This is a genomic window from Paraburkholderia sp. 40 (assembly GCF_050434105.1).
Lineage (GTDB): Bacteria > Pseudomonadota > Gammaproteobacteria > Burkholderiales > Burkholderiaceae > Paraburkholderia > Paraburkholderia tuberum.
Genome location: NZ_JBNPVY010000002.1, coordinates 1,130,190 through 1,145,413, shown reverse-complemented (window position 1 = coordinate 1,145,413; position 15,224 = coordinate 1,130,190). Strand labels below are relative to the sequence as shown.

Sequence of the window (15,224 nt, the reverse complement as noted above, 5' to 3'; positions counted from 1 at the left end):
GAAGCAATAGGCGGTCAAATTATCGCGGCCAGCGCACGGGCTGGCCAGTTGGGTCAGGCCCGCCCGCTCAACCCTCGCATCCGCCGTGCGAAATGGGCGCGCTCCGCATCGTCCATCAGCATGAGGAATTGATCCGCTTCCATATGAATCAGTTCTTCGTGATCGCCCGCCTCGAAGTAGACGTCGGGCTGGCCTGCCAGGCTGGATTCCAGGTAGGTTTTCATGCCATACGCCATACAAATTGGCGGCAGCGCTCCCACATCGCAGTCCTTGAATAATTCGCGCAGTTCGACTTCCGTGGCCAGGGCGAGCCGGCGCCCTGTCTTGCTCCAGAGTTCGGAGAGCTGCACGGCGTAAGTTGACGGCAGCACGGCGGCCACGTAGCCGTGTTCGTCTTCGAGGAGCACGGTCTTGGCGAGGCGGTCGCCCGGAATGTGCGCCGCAGCAGCCGTTTCGATACTCGAGTGGCTGTATGGGTGACGCACGACTTCGTAGCGGGAACCCTTGCTGCGCAGGCAGTCCTGCAAGGTTGGCGACATCGACATGGCACACCTCCTGTCGAATACCAGAAAAGGAATGAACAATTGCGATCTTTTCAGAATAGTTCACGCACCGGCAATACGCACGCCAGCTGAACGATTCCATCGAGCGATCGCATCCACCAGTTGAATCCACCGTTCCTTAGCTGACGTCGGTCGGCCGGTCCGGCGAACGACACCTTTTGTCCGTGCGAGGCATGGCGCCGCCGCGGACCGAAAATGTTCGCAAGCTGTAGATCGTTAAAGAACTGCGTTCTACCGTTCTCGCAGGTGCAGCCGATTTACAAGTAGCCTGCATTCGTCAACTTGACAACGCCCATCGTGAACCTCGAACGCAACCATACCTTCTCCTTTAGCCACCGACGGCGAACATTTCCTGCTCGACGGCCTGCCGTTCCAGATTCGCAGCGGCGAGATGCATCCAGCCCGCATCCCGCGCGAGTACTGGCGACACCGGATCCGCATGGCAAGGGCGATGGGGTTGAACTGCATCGCGTTGTACATCATGTGGAATTACCACGAGACGCATAGAGGCGTGTTCGACTTCCGCAGCGGGAATCGCGATATCGAGGCCTTCATCCGCCTGTGCCAGGCCGAGCAGATGTGGGTGCTGTTGCGCCCCGGGCCTTACGTGTGCGCAGAGTGGGATCTGGGCGGCCTCCCTTCCTGGCTGTTGCGCGATCCGGACATCCAGTTGCGGACCGACTCGGCCACCGATCCTCGCTACATGGCGGCGGTGGCTCGCTATATCGACGAACTGGTTCCGCGTATCAAGCCATTGATGAGCGAGCACGGCGGACCGATCCTGATGATCCAGATCGAGAACGAATTCGGTTCGTATGCGAGCAATCCGGCTTACCTCGAAGAGCTCAGGCAGCTTTGGCTAGCAGGAGGCATAACCGGGCCGTTCTACACCGAAGACGGTCTCCCGCAACTCGAACGCAATCGCACCACGGTAACGGGCGGCGCGATCGCGCTGAGCAACGGCGACGCAGCGCAGATCGCAACCGTGCGCCGCGATTTCCCCTCGGTGCCCGCGATGGCTGGCGAGGTGTACCCGGGGTGGCTCACGCATTGGGGCGAAGCGGGGTTTTCGGGCGTGGACTACGACCTCTCCAGTACCTTGGCCACGTTCATGCAGGCGCGACTGTCGTTCAACCTGTATGTCATTCACGGCGGCACGAGCTTTGGCTTTTTTGCCGGCGCGAACGTGGACGGTTCAGGCAACTATCAGCCCGACATCACGAGCTATGACTACTGCGCCCCGATCAGCGAGCAAGGCATGGCGACGCCGAAATACATGAAGTATCGAGACCTTATCGCCAGCTATCTGCCCGAACCCTTGCCAGCCATACCCGACGTCATCGCCACGCTTGACTGCGCAGGCGCTGAGGCCTTGATGCCAACGCTCTACGCCTCGATCTGGGACAACCTGCCCGCGGCACTGCCACGCGAGCATGGCGTCGAGCCGCAGTCGTTTGAACGCTACGGTCAGGCGTTTGGCTTCGTGCTGTATCGCAAGTCTTTGCCGGAGCAGGCGCGCGGTGTGCTGGATATCAGCGCCGTTCACGACTACGCAACGGTTTTCCTTGGTGAACGGTACGCGGGCGGCGTATCGAGAGCGCAACTGCCGCAGAAGTACGCGCAGTCGCTCCACATGATGCATCGCGCGCCGCTTGCCCTGCCTTCGGCGCGGCACAACCACGGGTCGAACCCGGACGGCCAGGTAGCGCTGGAGATACTCGTCGAGGCCATGGGGCGCGTCAACTTCGGACCCGCGATCGTTGACCGTAAAGGTCTGCTCGAGCCGGTCACGATGAAACACGTCGACGGCTCGCTCGCGTTGCTCGAGGAATGGGACATCTACCTGCTGCCGATGGATGAAACGTTTATCGCCAACCTCAACGAAGACTGCACGAACCCACAGAAACCCGGTCTCTTTTATAAGGCGAGCCTGCTGCTGACTGAAGTCGGCGACACCTGGCTCGACATGAGCAACTGGACCAAGGGTATCGTCTGGGTCAATGGCCGCAATCTCGGACGCTACTGGAACATCGGCCCGCAAAGGCGCCTGTATTGTCCCGCGCCGTGGCTCGTGCAAGGTAACAACGAGGTGCTGGTCTTCGACCTCCATCAGATCGAGGCAAAGCCGATTCAACTGGCCGACAGGTTGTACTAGCGCCTACGCCTCGTCCCCCTTCACCGCTTCGCGGCGGCAACCGGCAGCAGTTCGAGCGTGAGCACTTCGAACGGCGCCAGTTGCACTGCTTGCGACAGATCAGCGTCCAGTTGAGCAGGAATACCGGAATCCCCCGCACGCCCAAGGCTGCGCGATTCGAATCGTGCCGCCGCGTTATCTGGCAGTTCCAGTTGGCGCCGCAGGTCGAGTGCGAAGCGTTGCGTGCGACTGTGAGGATTGCGCAGCGTCACGATCGCCTTGTGCGGCGCCCACGCTGCCCAACCATAGGCCGCCAGTTCGTCCGGCGCTCCGCCAATCCAATGACTGTCGCGAAGAATGTCGCCGTTTTCGCGCGCCCATTGGGCGGCGCGCGCAAGCACATCCCAGTCGTGCTCGCCCAGCAGCGCCGGCGTAATGTAGAGCTCCTGCAATTGCGTGCCGGTTCCGAAGTACGACCACACTTCGTTGGAGAATGCGTCGCCCGCCGACGCATTGAGGCGTGGATTGCACTGCGCGTAGAGGATGCCGTGCAGCATCAGCGAATTGAGTGGAAAGAGCGGACTGCGCTCCACGACGTTGTGATACGTCTGCGTGTCGCGGTATGTGATCCAGCGCTCGCGGTTCGTGCCGCTGCCCGCCAGGCCATCGTCGCTGCCGCCGCGCCAGATGGAGTCGACGTGGCGCAGCCAGAACGGCGACGGATGCGTACCTGTGGTGAGATTAATGAAGGTTTCGGGCTTGGCCGCGCGGATGTCCTCGATCAGTTGAATCGCCGCGTCCCAATCGCTGTCGAACAGGCTGCCGGGGAACACCCTGTCGGCATTGCCTGTGCCGTCGAACTTGAAATGGTTGACGCCGCCCTTGTCGAGCAAGTCCATCACGACTTCATGAAAGCGCCGGTAATACGTCGGCCCCGATAATGCGAGACCGTTGTCGATGACCTCATAACCAGCGGCACGTCCTCGCGTCACGCGTTCCTGTTTCGGCATACCGTAGCCGCCCCACGGGGAAAGCCATATGCCGGGAGCGGCGCCGAATCGCGCGGCAGCGTCGCGCAGCGGAGCGAAGCCATGTGGAAATGCCTTGCTGAATTGCCAGCCGCCGCCAAGGTCGTCCCAGCCATCGTCGAACAGAAGCGAATCGATCTGCACCCCGCGCGCTGTGTGCAACTCGTGGCCGATTGCTTCGATGCGCTCGAGCGCCTGCTCCTGCGTGTACGGCGTGAGGTAGCCGATGTCGCCCCAACTGTTGTAGTGCAGAAACGGGCGATACGGGCGAGCCCGTTCCCGCTCCAGATAGATGCCGAAGTCGCGCCGAACCTGGCCGTCGCTGGCTACACCTGCCACAGCGGAGTAGACCAGCGTCCTGTTTTTCTCCAGCGGCAACGCGCGATGCAGCATGAAGCTGAGGCTGTCGCCCTTCACCTGACTTGTCGCCAGCGGGTGCTCGAAGCCCAGATAGAAGTTACCCGCAATGACCGGCGTGCCCTTGCGCTCACTACTGGCCCTGGCGCCTGGAGCGCGCGTCTTCAGCAATGAGACGGCAGCGATCTCTTCGTCCTGAAGAAGCGCCGTAATTGCCAGCTGGACGCGCAGATATCGTGACCCTTCGCGCTGCTCGACGCTCCATTGCACCTTTAGGCGTCCATGTGTATCTACCAGGGAGACGCTCGCGCGTCGCCCTGCGATTCGTTCGCCCAAGCGGGACGCATGCGGGTTGGGTTCGAGCGCAGCGTCGCTCACGGGCGCAACGACCCTCAGCTCGGCCACGCCCATAGTGGTTCCGTCAGCGAGCGTGAGCGTGAACGGCGCGACGATGCGTAACGTGCGTTTGCGCTCGCAATCGATCAGTGAGAAACCGGCGAGACGTTCGTCTTCGTTCGTCCAGCGCAATGCAATCGCGTCGTTGCCGAACGAGGAGATATGTCCCGTCGTCTGGAGCACGGGCATGCCAGTTTGCGTAGGCGAAGCATGGTTGGCGCGCATGGAGAAACCTGTCTCGGGCCAGAGGAAGAGATTTTCGCCGCCCCGCGAATGGCGTCAGATAACGAACTGCGCCGTGGTGGAAGGCGCGAACAGTTCGTCGATAGTCAATAGCCGTTCGGAAAGCCCCTGCGTATGGTGGTAGCGCAAGAACGCGTTGAGCACCGCTTCGTTGCCGGGCACACCGTAGCGCTCGCCCGAGGCGGCTCCGGAGCGGCGACTCTCAAATCCGCCAACGCGTACTTACGACCCGCAGCGGTCACTGGAACTGCTCCATCGTAAATGATCGCTACCGAGGCGACTACGGCCGGCCGCATCGTTGTATCCCGCTCCGTGGCTCGGCTGTGTAACTCGGGCCGACCAATCGGGCCTTTGGGGTTGTGAAAGCCAGTTCGGACGCGCAACAGCCATATCCGCCTTATGGAAAGCCTCTCATACAGTTCAGCGACCGTCGGAAAGAAGAGCCGTCCGCCTCGTTCGACCTGTTATGGAGGTCCGGGCCGCGACGGCGAGGTCGCAACTTCGCGAACAGCGGTCATTGCCTGATAAGCCTCCCGTTGAATGCGCCAATCGTTTGAATACGCCAATCCGTAGGGTGTTTTTGACGATCCGGCATTCGTGTCTGACCTGTCGTCTTATCCTTGGGTGAGCTTCGTGGAATCCCTCGGTCGGATCGACCGCAAACGATATAACAAGGGCATGCTATGTGGAGGCCAGGTCATGGCTATGACTAACGCCGTCGTGTCAGTCCGTCCCGCCAACGCGCGGAAGAATATCGAAGTGTTCACTTCGTTGCGCGGTATCGCATGCCTGATCGTTGTTATGGCGCACGTGTGGAGCATCCTTGACTGGCCGCGCCTTTTTGCCAACGATCGTTCAGTCCTCTCTTCGTATCAACTCATTGGCGGCTTGTTCAATGCGTCGGGCGCCGTTCAGATGTTTTTCGTGTTGAGCGCATGCGTGCTTGCAGTGTCGCTGTCAAATGAACCAACGCAACAGGCGCCGCCGGTTAAAAAGTTCTATGTGCGGCGCTTCTTCAGGATCTACCCAGCCTTATGGGCTTCAATTGTCCTGACGCTATGTCTCTGGCATTTGATTCGATCCCCGCAGGCGTTGGACTCTGGGCTTTATAGCGCGTGGGGAGCGTGGCAAGCGTACCCTTCGCCGCCCACCGCAAAACTCATCGCGCTCTCCATGTTGGGGCTCTACGTACACCTGAACGGGCCGCTTTGGACCTTGCGTGTCGAGCTGTTCTACTCTCTCGCATTTCCAGTTATTTATCTGCTTGCCCGGAATCCACGCAAGCGGTGGGCGTTACTCGCTTGTGTTTCCCTATTGGCCCTGTTACCGATCCCGCGGGTGTTTTGTATGCATTATGCGTTAGCCTTCGGACTCGGCGCCGCCATTCCCTTCCTGCCGCGTGCGGGCGATGTTCCATACCGCATCACAGCTACCATCGCATTGATTGCGCTGCTGTTCTCGCAGATGGCCGCGGACCGGCTCGGTATAGACATGAAAGGCGCTGAGAACATCGAGATGCTGGTCGCGTTCGTCGCCGTATATTGCCTGTATCACAGCGGCAGGTCGATGCAGGCACTTGAAGCCGGGCCGTTCGCATTTATCGGCGACATCTCCTACAGCATCTATGTGCTGCATTTCCCAATTCTGTTCGCGTTGACGCCGCTAGTCGTCGAGGGTTTCGGAACGACACAGGTACGCGCGCATCCGTTGGCGTCTCTGCTCGTTCTCACCGTTTTCGCCATTTGCACAACGATCTTCGTGGCAGCGCTCTCGCGCCGTTATGTCGAACGGCCCGGGGAACGCCTCGGCCGGATCCTCTACGCCGCGGGCAAGGAACAGTCTTCGCGCGCGTCTACCACTGACAACTCACCAAGCGTCGCAAGCAGGCGCCCGTCTGAGCGGGACTGACAGAGAAGCCCCAGCCTGCGGATGTCTTGCTAAAAGCTATATATCTGCGGGTTGAAAGCCTCATCTTGCCAATCACGCGACAGTCCGAGCAACGTGAATCGTCGGCGCACGAGCGACCGGTTAATGGCGGCAAACCGACGTTGGGTGTCAGACTAGCGAGCTACGTGACGGACCGTTCATGGCCGCACCCGGCCGGATGGCGACCGTCTCAGTTCGCCCCACTCCGGGCCGAACTCCAGCCGCGAAATGAAACTATCTTCCGCAGCGAGACGACGCGCACACTGCTCCCAGATACGAGCGTCCGCGGCCCGGCACCTGCATCAAATGCGCTCGCCAACACGAGCAGGACACCGCCGGGAACCCTGTCCGCTTACGCGCCGGCACCCGTCTCATCGAAGAATGAGGTTTTGTCCGTCCCGTTCGCTTTGGCGCGATACATCGCGCTGTCGGCCTGGCGCATCAGGGCGTGTACATCAAGACGTCCGTCCGCGCTATTGGCACCGAGCATGCGCACGCCAATGCTGGCCGATACGGCGACGGGATGACCGGCGATCTCTCGAAGCCCATGAAGGATGTCGTGAATACCGTCGGCAATCGCGCGCGCGCCGGCGTCGCCATGCACGTGGCGGGCGAGCACCGCGAACTCGTCGCCTCCCAGGCGGGCAACCGTATCGCCGCGGCGAATGCGTGTCTGCAGACCGTTGGCGAAGCACTGCAACAGTTCATCACCCACCGCATGCCCATAAGCGTCATTGACGTACTTGAAGCCGTCGAGATCGATGAACATCAAGACAGACTGTCCTTTATCGTCGTCTCGCGCCGCAGTCGCTTTAGCGATCGCCTGCTCGAGTCGAGTGCGGTTGCTGAGTCCTGTCAGAGGGTCCGTCGCAGCCTGCCGTTCGAGCCGATGCACGAGGGCCATCAAGTACACGGAAGTCGCCGCGATGCTGAGCATGATGCCCAATCCCACCGCGAGGTTTTCTCTCCACCACGGCTCGACGTGCATCAAAATCACGACGCCTGCAAGCGCAACTGCACATGAAAGTAGCAACGGCCGCTTACCGTGGCGGCAACCGGCACCCACAAGAAACCAGAACACGACCCAGAGCAAGGGCAGCGCCACGCGCCCGCCGAGCGCCAAGGCAGTCATGACAAGCGCCTGGTCTGCAATCGTGGTGACCGTCAATCGAAGGCGCGGCCGAACTGTCCAGGCGGTCGCGGCTATGTATGTCACCACGCCGAATACAACGTATGCGAAAACCACGCCCAGAGTGTCATACGCGGCGGCCGTGCGTTGGAGCGCGGCGACGGCGATATAGCCGATCAACACGACCATGCCCAAGCATATCCGGAGGAGCGCCTGCTCCTTCTCAGGTTGTCCGCGAAAGACACCTAGAAACGTTTGCTCATGCCAACGCTGCGCGCCCGGCCGCTCCATGCCGTCTACCCCGTCAATATTGTCCTTTGCAGAGCGGGCATTCTATCGCTTTTGCCGGCGACCAATGCTTCTTGCCGCTCTCTCCGTCCGCTTCCGAGGGTTGAACGGCGATTCCTGCCGCCGCGGCGACCGACACACACCCCCGCCTGAAGCGGTACCAGCAAGCACCGGGTGCATGCCCAAATACCGGTTGGTCTTTTGAAACGCGCTGCAACCATTAGGCTGTGTTGTGCGGTATGGCGGCTTTCGCGCCTTGCCTGGTCGCAACAATCTGCGTTCCGCGACGACGACTTTCCACGAACCACGTTTCGGGAGGGATCATGTCGCGTCATTCATCCAGACTGGCGCTCCAGTCGCCCCCAACCCCGCGCAATGGGCTGTCCTTTTCGCTGGCGTATGCCGGCGCGGCACTCATCGCGCCTCGGTCGCGGCCTTCCGCGTGGAACCGTGTTCTGCGCCCGCTGCCGCTTGCGCTATGGGTGCCGCTCGCGCTCACCGCGTGGTGCGTGCCGATGGCCCACGCGGCCGGACCGCTGCCGCAGGGCGGCGCCTTGGTCCGGGGCCAGGGCGCGATGACGAGCGGCACCACTTCGCTGACGATCGACCAGTCCTCGTCCCGCGGCGTGATCGACTGGCACAGCTTCTCGATCGGCAACGGCAACACCGTCGCCTTCAACAACGGGTCGGGCGCGACGCTGAACCGTGTCACGGGCGGCGATCCGTCATCGATTCTCGGCAAGCTCACCGCCACCGCGGCACACTCGCAGCCATGTGAATGAGGGCAGACGTCGAATAACCTTTAACGCGTGCAGCCAACCGACGTCAGGCACAGGTCGTTGCAAACCGGCCAGTTCTCGACGGAGAAGGATCGTTAAATTCGGTGCCCGCATTGGTCCAATGCTGTTTTTTTGAGGATACTGCGCCGACACTTTTTATCTGGATCGTGCGGACCGCCATCACCTACATCGACTGCGTTTCGCTGGCGCATAGGGCCTGGGACCTATGGCCTCAATCAGCATCAGGTCGAAATCGGCTCACCTAATCCTGGCCCGCTTGCAAGTGTCGAGCGAGTGCATGCGAGCAGCTCGCCGTTGCAGTTCGAGCCGGATCGATTCTTTGGGAGACGGTGCGGAGGCAGGAGGGATATCGTCCCTTGATATCGACTCCATATGGTCTATATACAAGCAGAGTGATTGTTGAAACCGGCAAGGAATTGGGAATGAACGACGCTACTTTCGGGGAGCAATCAGATCCAAATCGAGACGCCGGGCTGCATTGGTCAAGCAGCGTCACGGTGACGATGCGTGTGAACGGCCAGCCGCGGGTCGCCATGGTGAACCCGCGCGTCACGCTGCTGGACTGGTTGCGCGAAGACTCGGGTCTCAGCGGCGCCAAGAAGGGCTGTAATGAAGGCGCATGCGGCACCTGCACCGTGCTGGTCGACGGCAAGCGGATGAACAGCTGTCTGACGCTCGTCGTGCAATGTGACGGCTGCGAGGTCACGACTGTCGAAGGTCTGGCCGCCTCCGACGGGACGCTGCATCCGGTACAGCAGGCATTTATCGAGCACGATGCCTTTCAGTGCGGCTATTGCACGCCCGGGCAAATCGTCTCCGCGGTCGCCTGCATCGCTGAAGGGCACGCGACCGATGAGGCGAGCGTTCGCGAATGGATGAGCGGCAATCTGTGCCGCTGCTCCTGCTATCCGCAGATCGCGGCGGCCGTGCTCGATGCCGCCGGCGCGGCCGGGGACGAACGATGAAAAACTTCGAATACGCGCGTGGCGCAACCGCGCAACAGGTAGTCGCGTCGCTGGCGGCGGGCAACGTGGCGATCATCGCGGGCGGTACGGAGCTGCTCAACTGGATGCGGCTCGGCATCGCAGCGCCCGATCGCGTCATCGATGTCGGTGGACTCACAGGTCTCGTTCGTATTGTGCGCGAGCGTGACGATCTGGTGATCGGCGCGCTGACGGACCTGAACGTGATCGGTGAAGACGTGCTCGTCGGCGCCCACGCGAGCGCGCTGGCTCAAGCCTGTCTGCTCGCCGCCTCGGCGCAGGTGCGCAACCGCGCGACGCTCGGCGGCAATGTGATGCAAAAGACGCGATGCGCTTATTTTCGTTCGGAAGCGCCGTTGCCATGGGGCTGCAACAAGCGCAATCCCGGGTCGGGCTGCCCCGCGCGCAATGGCATCAACGAACGGCATGCAATTTTTGGCTGGACCGATGCATGCGTCGCGGTTCAACCGTCCGATCCGGCTGTGGCACTGGCTTGTCTGGATGCGACAGCTGAGGTCATCGGGCCGAACGGCGGTCGAATGATCAAGATGACGGAGTTCCACCTGACGCAGCAGGAAGCGGCCGGCATGGGCGGCGATGCCGCCCGGCTCGAGACGAGACTGGCTGCCGACGAAGTGATCGTCTCCTTTCACATACCCATCCGCGCGGACGCACGATCCGCCTACGTAAAAGTCCGCGAGCGCGCCAGCTACGAATATGCGCTGGTCTCGGCAGCCGCATCCGTGGAGCTCGATCGGGATCGCATTGTGTCGGCGCGCATTGCACTTGGCTCGGTGGCGCAACGCCCGTGGCGCCTTCCAGCCGCGGAGGTGTCGCTGGCCGGGCAGGCGCCGACCAGGGAAGTGGTCACGCCGATTGTCGACGCGGCAATGAGCGACGCCCGGCCGCTCGCTCACAATGGCTACAAGGTGACGATGGCGCGCAATGCCGCGGTGCGTGCGTTACTGACGGCAGCAGGGCGATCATGAGCATCGGCACGGCGGTCTCCCGCGTGGAAGGCCAGGCGAAGGTCACTGGACAGGCGAAATTCGCGGCTGACAACACGCCGCCCGGCACGCTTCATGCGGCGTTGGTCGGCGCGCCCGTCGCGTCGGGCCGGCTGATCGACGTGGATGCCACCGCGGCACTTACCTTAGCGGGTGTGGTGCGGGTGCTTACCGCGCACGATATGCCGCGATTCGGTGCGGTTCAGCCGCCAGCGGCGGTGCTCGCACTGCCGTTGCAAAACGACGCGATTCGGTACGAAGGCGAGCCGGTCGCAATCGTGCTTGCGGAATCCATCGAGGCGGCGGAAGCCGGCCGCGATGCCGTGCTTGTGCGTTGCGAGCGCGACGACCCCATCCTTCCCGGCGCCGCGCCGCGCGAGCCGCCGCCCGAGCCACGCATGCTCGGCGATGATCTGGAGATGGGCGACGTCGATGCGATTTTCGGAACCGCACAGGCAAGCGTGGCGGCGACGTATGTTCAAGCCGCGCGTCACCACAATGCGATGGAGACATCGGGCACCGTTGCGCGATTCGAGCACGGCAAGCTCACGCTGTGGGATGCGGTTCAGGCGAGCGAGAATGTGCCGCTTGTCGTAGCCGCGGCACTCGGCATGAGCCCGGACGACATTCACGTGATCGCACCGCACACGGGTGGCGGGTTCGGCTCGAAGGGATATGTGTGGCCGCACCAGATTCTTGCCGCCGCCGCGGCACGCGTCGCGGGGCGGCCAGTGAAGCTTCATCTGCGGCGTCACGATCAGTTCGTCTGCGTCGGCTATCAGCCGTGGATGAAACAGGACATCAAGCTTGCGGCAACGGCGGACGGCCGGCTCAGCGCCATCGATCACGAAATCGTCAATTCGAGCGCGATTGCGGACACGCATCTGGAGCCCGCAAGCGAAGCAAGCAAGACGCTTTATGCGTCGCCCGCCATTCGCACCAGGCAGTGGCTGGAGCGGCGCAACATCAACGTGCCCACGCCAATGCGCGCGCCGGTGGAAGGTCCGGGGCTATGGGCGCTCGAAAGCGCGATGGACGAACTCGCCGTGGCGCTGAAGATCGATCCGCTCGATCTACGACTGGCGAACTACGCCGAGGTCGATCCGCATACGAACAAGCCTTGGTCGTCAAAAAAGCTTCGCGACGCATATGAGGAAGGTGCGCGCCTTTATGGCTGGCGCACGCGCGGCGAGACGCCACGACGAGACGGAGCGTGGCGCATCGGACATGGGATGGCGACGAGCTCAATGGGCAATTTCCGCTTTCCCGGCGGGGCGCGCGTGCGCCTGAGGTCCGACGGCACGGCGCTGATCGAGGCGAACACGCACGATATCGGCACCGGCACGCAGACGGTCTTTTGCCAGATCGCGGCCGAAGAGCTGGGCTTGCCGATCGAGAACGTGTCGATTGTGTGGGGCGATACCAACCTTCACCCGGCGAGTCCCGTCTATGGATCGAGCGCCACGGGCAGCACGGGAAGCGCGATCGCACTGGCTTGCCGGGAAATCAACGCGAAGCTCGATGCGCTCGGCGGGAAAGAAGTTCGCGCGAGCCTGCGGCGGGCTAACCTACCGGAGATGGTCGCGGACGGTGCGTTCACGCTTCCGGGTGGCGCCAGCTTCAGCGCCGACGGCGACGGTACGCCATACGCGATGCGGACGTGGGGTGCGATCTTTGTCGAAGTAGGCGTCGATCCCGAGCTTGGCCTCGTGCGCTTGCGCCGGGCGGTGGGTGCCTATTCCGCGGGCCGGATTATCAATCCGAAAACGGCACGAAGCCAGATGACGGGCGCGATCATCTGGGGTTGGGGCAAGGCGACGATGGAGGAAAGCGTGCAGGAGCCCAATACCGGTGGCTGGCTCGCGAAGAATCTGTCGAACGTGGCGGTCCCGGTGAATGCGGACATTCCGCTCGATATCAAGATCCACTTCGTCAGTGAGTATGATCCGCATGCAAGTGCGATCGGTACCCGCGGCATCGGAGAACTCGGCGCGACCGGCGTGGATGCCGCAGTGGCCGCAGCCGTCTACGACGCCATTGGCTTGCGTGTGCGCGACCTGCCCATTTTGCCGGGCAAGATACTGGCAGGCCTTTCGAGTCAGCACGCCGCTGCGGGATAGCAATGCGGCTCGGTCGTGAGTTGAGTGCTCAGGACGGACGGCACCGCAGTTTTGCGCGGATATTTTCAGTTGAGCGAAAGATGATCATCGAGTTATTTTTTGCTTAACTTGTCACAACCCCGCACACACCGAAACCCCGCATACACATACTGATAATGCGGCTGAAACCAGTTGCGAAATTCCGGCCGCAGCATGCACAGCGCGGTACGCGCCGAGCCGCCCTTCAGCACGTAGTGCTGCCCATCGAAGAAGTTGGCCGAATAGCCGGGATAGAACGGAAACGCTTCGAAGCCCGGCAGCGCTTCGAAAAGCGTCGAGGTCCATTCCCAGCCGTTGCCGAACTGACCTTCCGCGCCGAACGTGCTGACGTTGTCCGGATGCGCGTCGACGGGCCGTGGATCCCAACTGCGGAAATCGAAGTTCCCCGACGCCGCTTGCGGCGCACCGTGCGCCGCGCGTTGCCATTGCGCCTCGGTCGGCAGGGTTTTGCCGGCCCAGCGCGCGTAGGCGCTCGCTTCGGCGTGGCTCACGTAGACGGGCCAGTCGAGCGGCAAGGGCACGTCGTCGAACATCGTGCGCAGCGTCCATGCGGGGCGACCGTCTTGCGCCGTGCGTTGCGACCAGGCAGCGGGATGCTCGATGCGCTCCGCTTCCTTCCACACCCAGTCCTTCGGCGACCACCACTTCGGCTCGCGATAACCGCCGTCTTCGATGAACTCGAGGAACGCACCGTTCGTGACCATGTATCGATCGATCTCGAACGCGGGCACGTCCACGCTCATTTCGCCGAACTCATTATCCCAGCCGAAGCGGCCGGCCTCGCGCGGCATGCCGAGCACGGCCGTGCCGGCCGGCACGCTGACCATCGACGACAACGCGTCGCGCTGCTCCTCGCTCGTCACCACCGGCTCGCGCAACGCGGTGATTCTTCTGCGCGAGTGGCAACTGATGGAGCATGTACGCGAGCGTTTCCGCATGCATCAACCGATGCTCGATCGCGACGTTCAGCAGCTGCACGGCCGCCTCGTCGTGCGCCGGGTTGCCGAGTTCGTCGAGCGCGGTATCGATCTGCCGGCGCGCGCGCGTCGCATACTCGCGCACGGCGGCGAGCGACGGCCAATCGCCGGGTTGATCGGTGGGAAAGCCGCCGTCTACCGGATCGATGCCGAAGGCGAACAACTGGTCGAGTTCCGGCGCGAAAGCCGGCAGATCGAACAGACGCTGGTCGAGCAGATTGCGATCGAACGCTTCGAGATGGCCGATGTAGAACACGACGCGGTGACGCTCGCGGATCGGCCGTTCATAGAGGTAGTCGGGTTTGACGATCGCAAACAGGTCGTCGGTGACTTGACGCGCGTCGAGCAGGCGCTGCACGAGCGGATGATGCGGGACAGGGTCGCGATTCATTGGGGCCGGGTCTCCATGCAACACGGTTGCCGTCGGGGGACGGTCTGAAAACTCTACCCGCTCGCAGGCAGCGTGCCAAGACGAACGGCGCGACCGTCCAGGCCACTCCGGCCGCTAGATCTGCCGCAAGCCTTCGAGATCGACGATGTGAATGTGCTTGCCCCGCGTGTCGATCAGGCCGCGTTTTTGAAATCTTGACAGGGTACGGCTGACCGTTTCGAGCGTTATGCCGAGGTAGCTGCCCATGTCCTCGCGCGTCATTCGCAGATTGAATTCCGACCACGAGTAGCCGCGCTGCGCATTGCGCTGTGACACGTCCAGCAGGAAGGCGGCGACGCGTTCGTCGGCGGACAGCGAGCCGAGCACCATCATCTGCGCGGCTTCGCTGACGATCTGCGCGCCCAGTAGCTTGTGCATGCGCTCCTGGATCGAACTGATTTCGCGACACAGCAGCTTCAGCGCGCTATATGGAACGATGCACACCGTGCTGTCTTCCAGCGCGACGGCGCTGCACGCATGGAGGTCCGCGCTGATGCCGTCGAGCCCGAGCGGCTCGCCGGCGAGACGCAGCCCGGTGACCTGCTCGCGGCCGTCGCGGTGGACCATCACGGTCTTCATCGAGCCGGAGCGCACCGCGTAGATATTGTCGAAGCGGTCGCCGCTGCGATACAGCGCTTCGCCGCGCGGCACCGAGCGCGCCGAACAGATCAGCGTTTCGAGCTTCGGCAGTTCCTCCGCCGACAGCCCCTGCGGCATGCAGATCTGACGCATCGAACAGCTGGAGCAGCGCGCGGCGGTACGTGCGGTTGCGCGTGCCGCCACGGCCTCGCGGTTGCCGGCGGA

General features: G+C 62.5%; 11 protein-coding genes and 1 pseudogene. 6 read left to right on the top strand and 6 right to left on the bottom strand.

Annotation, left to right across the window (positions count from 1 at the left end; all coding sequences use genetic code 11):
- Positions 1 to 53 precede the first annotated feature (53 nt).
- The gene (locus tag OKW28_RS06485) at positions 54 to 545 is read right to left on the bottom strand and encodes an aminoacyl-tRNA deacylase (RefSeq protein ID WP_090807449.1); all 492 of its coding nucleotides are present in this window, start codon (positions 543 to 545) and stop codon (positions 54 to 56) included.
- 409 nt (positions 546 to 954) lie between these two features.
- Between OKW28_RS06485 and OKW28_RS06480 the strand changes: the two genes are divergently transcribed.
- A complete protein-coding gene (locus OKW28_RS06480) occupies positions 955 to 2,718 on the top strand; it encodes a beta-galactosidase (protein WP_429444257.1) in 1,764 nt (587 codons plus the stop codon).
- A gap of 20 nt (positions 2,719 to 2,738) precedes the next feature.
- Here the strand turns inward: OKW28_RS06480 and OKW28_RS06475 are convergent, their stop codons facing one another.
- Entirely contained in the window at positions 2,739 to 4,703 is a 1,965-nt protein-coding gene (locus tag OKW28_RS06475) for an enterotoxin (protein ID WP_429444256.1), read from the bottom strand.
- Between the two features lie 54 nt (positions 4,704 to 4,757).
- Entirely contained in the window at positions 4,758 to 4,883 is a 126-nt protein-coding gene (locus OKW28_RS06470; protein ID WP_429444255.1) for a hypothetical protein, read from the bottom strand.
- A gap of 537 nt (positions 4,884 to 5,420) precedes the next feature.
- Here OKW28_RS06470 and OKW28_RS06465 point away from each other — a divergent pair.
- Positions 5,421 to 6,629 carry an acyltransferase family protein gene (locus OKW28_RS06465; RefSeq protein WP_429444254.1) on the top strand — a complete coding sequence of 403 codons (1,209 nt, stop codon included), beginning with the start codon at positions 5,421 to 5,423 and terminating at the stop codon, positions 6,627 to 6,629.
- Between the two features lie 370 nt (positions 6,630 to 6,999).
- Here OKW28_RS06465 and OKW28_RS06460 read toward each other — a convergent pair whose 3' ends face one another.
- The gene (locus OKW28_RS06460; protein WP_429444253.1) at positions 7,000 to 7,965 is read right to left on the bottom strand and encodes a diguanylate cyclase domain-containing protein; all 966 of its coding nucleotides are present in this window, start codon (positions 7,963 to 7,965) and stop codon (positions 7,000 to 7,002) included.
- A gap of 422 nt (positions 7,966 to 8,387) precedes the next feature.
- Between OKW28_RS06460 and OKW28_RS06455 the strand changes: the two genes are divergently transcribed.
- The 4 genes from OKW28_RS06455 to OKW28_RS06440 all read left to right on the top strand — a co-directional run bounded on the left by OKW28_RS06455 (position 8,388) and on the right by OKW28_RS06440 (position 12,974).
- Positions 8,388 to 8,846 carry a filamentous hemagglutinin N-terminal domain-containing protein gene (locus OKW28_RS06455; protein WP_429444252.1) on the top strand — a complete coding sequence of 153 codons (459 nt, stop codon included), beginning with the start codon at positions 8,388 to 8,390 and terminating at the stop codon, positions 8,844 to 8,846.
- Positions 8,847 to 9,286: 440 nt separating this feature from the next.
- Positions 9,287 to 9,829, top strand: coding sequence for a (2Fe-2S)-binding protein (locus OKW28_RS06450; RefSeq protein ID WP_429446871.1), 543 nt, complete (start codon positions 9,287 to 9,289; stop codon positions 9,827 to 9,829).
- Positions 9,826 to 10,836 (top strand): FAD binding domain-containing protein, encoded by a 1,011-nt coding sequence (locus tag OKW28_RS06445; RefSeq protein WP_429444251.1) that lies wholly within the window; start codon positions 9,826 to 9,828, stop codon positions 10,834 to 10,836. Before OKW28_RS06450 ends, OKW28_RS06445 begins: the two co-directional genes overlap by 4 nt.
- The gene (locus tag OKW28_RS06440; RefSeq protein ID WP_429444250.1) at positions 10,833 to 12,974 is read left to right on the top strand and encodes a xanthine dehydrogenase family protein molybdopterin-binding subunit; all 2,142 of its coding nucleotides are present in this window, start codon (positions 10,833 to 10,835) and stop codon (positions 12,972 to 12,974) included. Before OKW28_RS06445 ends, OKW28_RS06440 begins: the two co-directional genes overlap by 4 nt.
- Positions 12,975 to 13,066: 92 nt before the next feature.
- Here OKW28_RS06440 and OKW28_RS06435 read toward each other — a convergent pair.
- Positions 13,067 to 14,381, bottom strand: a pseudogene (locus tag OKW28_RS06435) (SUMF1/EgtB/PvdO family nonheme iron enzyme).
- A 114-nt stretch (positions 14,382 to 14,495) separates the two neighbouring features.
- On the bottom strand, positions 14,496 to 15,152 hold the full coding sequence (locus OKW28_RS06430; RefSeq protein ID WP_429446870.1) for a helix-turn-helix domain-containing protein: 657 nt from the start codon (positions 15,150 to 15,152) through the stop codon (positions 14,496 to 14,498).
- Positions 15,153 to 15,224: the final 72 nt, after the last annotated feature.